This window comes from Frigoribacterium sp. Leaf44 (assembly GCF_001421865.1).
In the GTDB taxonomy this organism is placed as follows: domain Bacteria; phylum Actinomycetota; class Actinomycetes; order Actinomycetales; family Microbacteriaceae; genus Frigoribacterium.
Genome location: NZ_LMLG01000006.1, coordinates 932,215 through 936,179, shown reverse-complemented (window position 1 = coordinate 936,179; position 3,965 = coordinate 932,215). Strand labels below are relative to the sequence as shown.

The 3,965-nt window shown below is 72.1% G+C and carries 2 protein-coding genes; both read right to left on the bottom strand.

Features of this window, described 5'->3' with window-relative positions:
- Positions 1-50 precede the first annotated feature (50 nt).
- Positions 51-266, bottom strand: a complete 216-nt coding sequence (locus tag ASE87_RS16380; RefSeq protein ID WP_162235887.1) for a hypothetical protein — start codon at positions 264-266, stop codon at positions 51-53.
- The gene (locus ASE87_RS12910) at positions 263-3,949 is read right to left on the bottom strand and encodes an ATP-binding protein (protein ID WP_082452601.1); all 3,687 of its coding nucleotides are present in this window, start codon (positions 3,947-3,949) and stop codon (positions 263-265) included. Before ASE87_RS12910 ends, ASE87_RS16380 begins: the two co-directional genes overlap by 4 nt.
- Between the last annotated feature and the right edge of the window lie 16 nt (positions 3,950-3,965).

Below are 3,965 nucleotides of genomic sequence, written 5' to 3'. Positions count from 1 at the left end.
CCCGCCACGAGATCTCGTGGCGGGTTCGTCGCGTCACCGTGGACGACGACTCAGCCCCAGTGGGGTGGGACGTCGGCACGCAGTCGCTGGTCGTTCTCGCTCGATCCCTGCCGCGCGGGTTCGGGAGCGGGCGTGGGGTCGCTGCCCGGCACCGGGTCGGTGCTCACGCGACGCCCGGCCCGCCGACGCACCACCAGGGGGCTCGGCTCGGCCGCCTCGAGGGCGTGAGGGGCGTCGCCCTCGGACGCCGCGCCTCCCGGGGTCATCGACGGTTGACGTGCTGGCTGGCCGACAGGGCCGGCACCTCGTGCGTGTGCGAATCACCGATGCCGAGGACCTCGGCGACGCGCTCGGCGACGGCGTCGGGGTCGGTGAAGAGCTGGAACGCGTGCACGCGGATGTAGTGCCAGCCGAGCCGCCGCAGCACCTCGGGACGCGAGCGCAGCGACTCGCGCAGGCTGGTGCGCGAGAGCGTCGTGTCGGTCTCGATCGTGACGCAGACGCCGTCGTGGGCGGCCACGAGACCGAGTTTGCCCCGGTGCCCGAGCGCGACGGGGATGCCCTTGACCTCGAGCCGGCGAGCCAGGTCGACGAGCATGGGCTCACTGTCGTCGGGGACGTGCTCGGCCGACGTCCGGGCCTGCACCTCGGTGAGGATCTCGCTGAGCGCGACCGTTCCGTGGCCCATGCGACTCGAGTCGATGTCGCCCGGTTGGAAGCAGGTGACGATGACCATCGACCGACGCGCCCGCGTCATGGCGACCGCCAGCAGGCGCTCGCCTCCCGGCTGGCCGAGCGGACCGAAGTCGCTCAGCACACGCCCGTGCGGGGTGCGACCGTAACCGATCGAGAACACGACGTGATCGCGGCTCTGGGCGACGCTCTGCTCGAGGGTGGCGATCATGAACGGCTCGCTGCGGTCGCCCACGACGAACTCGGTCAGGTCTTTGTGCCCCGAGACGGCGGTCAGCACGGCCTGCTGGACGCGGATGGCGTGCTTGGCCGACGCCGTCAGCACCATGAGCGACTCGCTCGGACGCGTGCGGGCGTGCTCGAGGACGAGGGACACGACGCGGTCGACCTCGGCGTCGACGCTCTCGACGGCGCCGGACTCGGGGTCGGGGACGGCGGTGCCGCCCGAGACGTAGTCGAGCGCGATGCTGCCGTGGCCGAGGAAGCTGCCCGCCCAGGGCAGGGACTCGATGCGCCCGCCGTAGAACCGGCGGTTGACGAGTTCGGCGAGGTCTTCTCCGCCGGCACGGTAGCTGCGCGTGAGGGAGAGCGTGGGCAGCAGGGTCGCGAGGCGCGCCAGGGCGCTCTCGGAGTGCGACGTCGCCAGGGCCTCTTCGTCGGCGTCGACGGGCGGCTTGCCCGGCACGACGCCGATGTCGAACTCGGACGGGGTCTGGGTCACGGGGTCGCCGAAAGCCACGGTCTGCTTTCCGCGGCGGATCGCCCCGACGTTCTCGGCCAGGGTCGTGGCCCCGGCGTCGACGAGCACGACCGTGTCGAACGGCACGGTGTCGGCGATGGTGTGGACCTCGTACGGGGACGCGACCCAGACGGGAGCGACGGCGCGCGACAGGTGCGGGGCCGCGTCGTGCAGCAGACGAGCGGTCAGGTGGCCCTGACGCAGGAGGCCCTTGAGCGCCGACGCCTCGTCGGGCCAGTCCACCAGGCCGATCTTCCAGTTCTCGGCCAGCAGCCACGCGAGCAGCTGGGCGCTGCCCGCGGCGTGGGCCTCGTCGACGAGGCGGAAGTCGGCCTCGAGCCGGTCGAGCATGGCGGTGTTGGCGCCGAGCAGGGCGCGGTCGGCCTCGAGCAGCGACTCGAGTGCCGAACGCCACCAGGCGAGCTCGAGTTCGGCGGCGACCTGGTGCTCGGGCACGTGGCGGTTGGCCAGGTCGGTGATGAGCGGGGTCAGTTCGAGGTCGCGCAGGGTCGTCATGAGCTCGGTGCGCTCTTGGAGGTTCTGCAGGACGTCGCTCTCGGCGGCGAGGGCCTCGAGCCGCTGCTGCAGCTCGACGATGCCGATCTCGGTCAGCCCGTCGTCGCCCGTCAGGCCGAGGGGGCCGTCGAGTCGTTCGAGGTCTTGCGACACCTGCTGGTGGAGCACGTGCGTGTCGGCGATGCCCGTCGGCACCTCGGGCGGGGTGCCGGCCGACACGTAGCGCTGCCACACGACGCGCTGCTGCTGGATGCGCTGCAGCGCGCCGTGCAGGTCGGCGATGTGGACGCCGGGTCGCACGTACTCGCGGGCGAGCTTCTTGAGTCGACGACGGTTGGCGCTCGACATGTCGGGCGCCTCGCGCTTGGGTGCCGTCGCGGCGACGAGCTCGGCGACCGATCGGTCGAACACCACGGGCATGAACTTGTCGAGGGTGTCGCGGATCTCGGTGAGCAGGCGCAGGTAGACGCCGAGCTCGGAGACGCTCTCGAACGGGCGCATGCGGGTGCTGCCGATGACCTCTTCTGCGCGCTCGAGGAGGCGGGGCAGGTCGCGGTGGTGCAGGTTCTTGGCGAGCTGGTGCGCGTCACCGGCCCCGACGCTCTCGGTGAAGCGGGCGCCGTACCAGGGCGAGTCGCCCGGGCCGTACTTGAACTCGCCCAGGTTGGCGGCACCGACCATCGTCTCGGCGACGCGGCCGCGACCGTCGACCATGGCGGCGATGCTGCGCCGGCTGAGGCGGGCGGTGGTCGCCGGGGCCGCGGGTAGCAGGGCCAGCCGCGAGAGCTCGGTGAGGCAGTCGAGGACCGAGACGCCGAGCTCGGGGTCGCGGCGGCTGAGGGCGCCGCGGTAGTCGACGAGCACCTTGCGGAGGCGCACGAGGGCGTCGTCGACTTCTCCCATCTGAGGGTGGGTGGCCTTCTCGTTGCGGGAGATCGACCGGATCACGTCACGGCGCAGGGTGGTCGGGCTGACGGCGACACCCGGCAGGCCGACGTCGGTGAGGCGGCTCGTGATGCCCCGAAGCGTCGCCCGGCGGGCGCTCACCACGAGGACGCGCTTGTTCTGCGACACGAGACGGCCGACCGCGTTGACGATCGTCTGGGTGCCGCCCGTGCCCGGGAGGGTCTTGACGACGACCGAGTTGCCCGCGGCGATCTGCGCCACGACGTTCTCTTGTTCGGGGTCGGCGTCGAGCAACAGGGTGTCGGTCTCGGGGCTGCGCTCGTCCTGCGGCGTCGCCGTGGTGGGTCGGTAGGCCTCTTCGACCTGACGGATGGCCATCGGGTTGCCGGCGAGCGCGTCGAGCACCGGGTGCCCGAGCTCGCGGGCGTCGAGGGCCATCTCGGTCGAGACCTCGGCGAAGGTCGAGACCACGAGTCGCGGCTGGACCGTGAACCACTCGAGGTGGGCGGTCAGCCCGCGGAGGCGGTCGATGACCGGGTTCGGCGTGAACGACCCCTCTCGACTGGCGAGCGAGACGAAGGACTCGGCGTCGAGCGTGATGCCGAACTGGTCGTGCAGGGCGTCGACCAGCGCCGGGTTGAGGAAGGGCTCGCCGAGCAGCTTGACCTCGAAGTCGCGACCGTGGCGCCGGATCGCCAGCGGGCGCAGCAACACGGGGGCCCGGAAGTCTTCTCCGGCGAAGGACCAGGCGGCGACGCCGATGGCCAGGTGCACGGCGTCGATGCCGCGGACCGTGCTCAGCTCGAGCCCCTTCGCGGCGATCTCGCCGGCTGCGGCGCGGGCCGTGCGCAGGGCGAGGTCGTCACGGATCAGGCTGGACAGCAGGGTCGTCTTGCCCGTGATGAACTGGGCGAGGCCACCGGGGTGGGTCGTGCTCAGCTCGATGCGCGACCGCTGCGAGTCGCCGAAGTGCAGCAGCGTCGAGGAGCCGCCCACTCGTCGGAGGGACTCGCGCCAGGTGTTCCAGACGGGCTCGGCCACGTTGCCCAGGGAGTGACCCGGGTGCCCGAGGCTGACGGCGTGGGGTGTGATCACGCCCGTGGGCGCGCCG